Source organism: Streptomyces sp. UNOC14_S4, from assembly GCF_020740835.1.
Lineage (GTDB): Bacteria > Actinomycetota > Actinomycetes > Streptomycetales > Streptomycetaceae > Streptomyces.
Genome location: NZ_JAINFC010000778.1, coordinates 1 through 2,453, shown reverse-complemented (window position 1 = coordinate 2,453; position 2,453 = coordinate 1). Strand labels below are relative to the sequence as shown.

At 74.6% G+C, this 2,453-nt stretch carries 2 protein-coding genes; both read right to left on the bottom strand.

Features of this window, described 5'->3' with window-relative positions; translation table 11 throughout:
* Window positions 1–162: 162 nt before the first annotated feature.
* Window positions 163–1,458 (bottom strand): MFS transporter, encoded by a 1,296-nt coding sequence (locus K6I34_RS35625; protein WP_229332174.1) that lies wholly within the window; start codon window positions 1,456–1,458, stop codon window positions 163–165.
* 281 nt (window positions 1,459–1,739) lie between these two features.
* The gene (locus tag K6I34_RS35620; RefSeq protein WP_229332173.1) at window positions 1,740–2,396 is read right to left on the bottom strand and encodes an MBL fold metallo-hydrolase; all 657 of its coding nucleotides are present in this window, start codon (window positions 2,394–2,396) and stop codon (window positions 1,740–1,742) included.
* Window positions 2,397–2,453: the final 57 nt, after the last annotated feature.

Here is a 2,453-nt window from a genome sequence, read left to right as displayed (position 1 = left end):
GGGAGGTCCGCGAGGACGACACGGCCCGGGTCTGAGCCGGAGCGGGCCGCCGCCCGTCCGAGCAGGGAGCGGACGGGCGGGTCCGGCCTGAGAGGTCCGGCCCGACGGGGCCTGTCCGACGGGTCCTGCCCGAGGGGTCCTGCCCGAGAGGCGCGGGGCCCGTCAGGCGGGCGCGCCCTCGGTGATCGGCTCGGCCTCGGGCTCGGGACCGGTCGCCGGGCGCGTCTCGGGCAGCAGCGCGAAGCAGCCCAGGCCGAGCAGGGCGAGGGCGGCCAGATAGACGGCCACGCCCCAGGGCGTGCCGTCACCACGGGACGCGGCGGTCGCGACGAGCGGGGTGGCGGCGCCGCCCAGCACCCCGGCGAGGTTGTAGCCCACGGTCGCGCCCGTGCAGCGCACCCGGGGCTCGTACAGCTCGGGGAGGTAGGCCGCGATGACGGCGAAGACCGCCGTGAGCGGCAGCATCCCCACCGTGAAGCCGAGCACCATCCACACCGGCTGTCCCGTGTGCAGCAGGGCGATCAGCGGGACCGTCCACAGCGCCATGCCCGCGCAGCCCGCGAGGCACAGCGAACGGCGCCCGTAGCGGTCGGCGAGGACCGCGAACGCCGGGGTGGTCGCCCCCGACAGGGTGATCGCCACCATGACGCAGCCGAGCATCACCGTGCGGCCGACGCCGAGCCGCTCCGTGGCGTACGCCAGGGCCCAGGTGCTGATCGCGTAGTAGCAGGCGTACGCGACGGTCAGGCCGCCCGCCGTGAGCAGCACGAGCCGCCAGTGGTCGCGTACGACCTCGGCGAACGGCCGCTCCGCCCGGGCGTCCCGGTCCGCCAGCTCGCGGAACTGCGGGGTCTCGGAGAGCCGTACGCGCAGCAGCAGCCCGCCCAGGGCCAGGACACCGGCGAACCAGAACGGCACCCGCCAGCCCCACGACAGGAACTGCGCGTCGGAGAGCCCGGCCGACAGCGCGAGCGTGAGGCCATTGGCGAGCAGGAAGCCCAAGGGCGGGCCGATCTGCGGCACGCTCGCCCACAGGGCGCGCCTGCCCGCGGGGGCGTGCTCGGCGGTCAGCAGCACGGCCCCGCCCCACTCGCCCCCGAGCCCGAAGCCCTGGGCGAAGCGCAGTACGAGCAGCAGGCACGGGGCCGCGACGCCGAGGGTGTCGTAGCCGGGCACCAGGCCGACCGCGACGGTCGCGAGACCGGTCAGCAGCAGGGCGGCGACGAGGACGGGCCGGCGGCCGTGCCGGTCGCCGAGGTGGCCGAAGAACACGGACCCCAGCGGCCGGGCGAGGAACCCGACCCCGAAGGTGCCGAAGGCCGCGAGCGTGCCCAGGAGCGGGGAGACCGTCGGGAAGTACAGCGGCCCGAGGACGAGTGCCGCGGCGGTGCCGTAGGCGTAGAAGTCGTAGAACTCGATGGTCGTGCCTGCCAGGGACGCTGCTGCCAGGCGGAGCATGGCCGGTGGACGCGATCGGTTGTCCGGGCGGTTGTCCGGGCGGTCGCCGCCCGGGAGAAGGGCACGTTGCATATAGGCCCAACTTCCCGGGGGCCCGGCAGGCAACGGGGCGTACGGAAGCGCGGTCAGGGGCGTGAGGGGAGGGCGCCGGGGCCGCGCCCTGGCACCTTTGCACGCCCGGGAAAAGCTGCTGTGCATCCGTGCGCGCCCGGGAAAAGGTAAGGACCGTCGGCCAGGCCGACGGTCCTTACCCCTCATGTGGTGTGGGGCGGACGCCCGGGTCACCAGCCGCGTGCGCGCCACTCCGCGAGGTGCGGGCGCTCGGCGCCGAGCGTGGTGTCGGCGCCGTGGCCGGGGTAGACCCAGGTCTCGTCCGGGAGCTGCCCGAAGAGCTTGGTCTCCACCCCGTCGATGAGGCTGGCGAAGGCCTCCGGGTCCTTCCAGGTGTTGCCGACGCCGCCCGGGAAGAGGCAGTCGCCGGTGAACAGGTGCGGGTGGCCGTGCGGGTCGTCGTAGACCAAGGCGATACTGCCCGGGGTGTGGCCCACCAGGTGCCGTGCGACGAGCTCGACGCGGCCGACGCGGATGACGTCGCCGTCCTCCACGGGCACGTCGGTCGGCACCGGGATGCCCTCGGCGTCGTACCGGCCCGCGTAGGTGGTCGCGCCGGTGGCGTCCACGACCTCGCGCAGCGCGCCCCAGTGGTCGCCGTGCCGGTGGGTGGTGACGACCGACGCGATGCCGCTGTCCCCGATCAGGCCGATCAGGGTGTGCGGCTCCGCGGCGGCGTCGATGAGCAACTGCTCGTCCGTCGCGCGGCAGCGCAGCAGATAGGCGTTGTTGTCCATCGGGCCGACCGCGACCTTCGAGATCATCAGGTCGGTCAGCTCGTGCACGTCCGCCGGGCCGCCGACCTTCACCGCTCCGCTGTACGTCATGGCTTCAGCCTATAGCGGGGGGAGGGCCGGGAGCTGGGCGCCGCCGGTGTCCAGGCC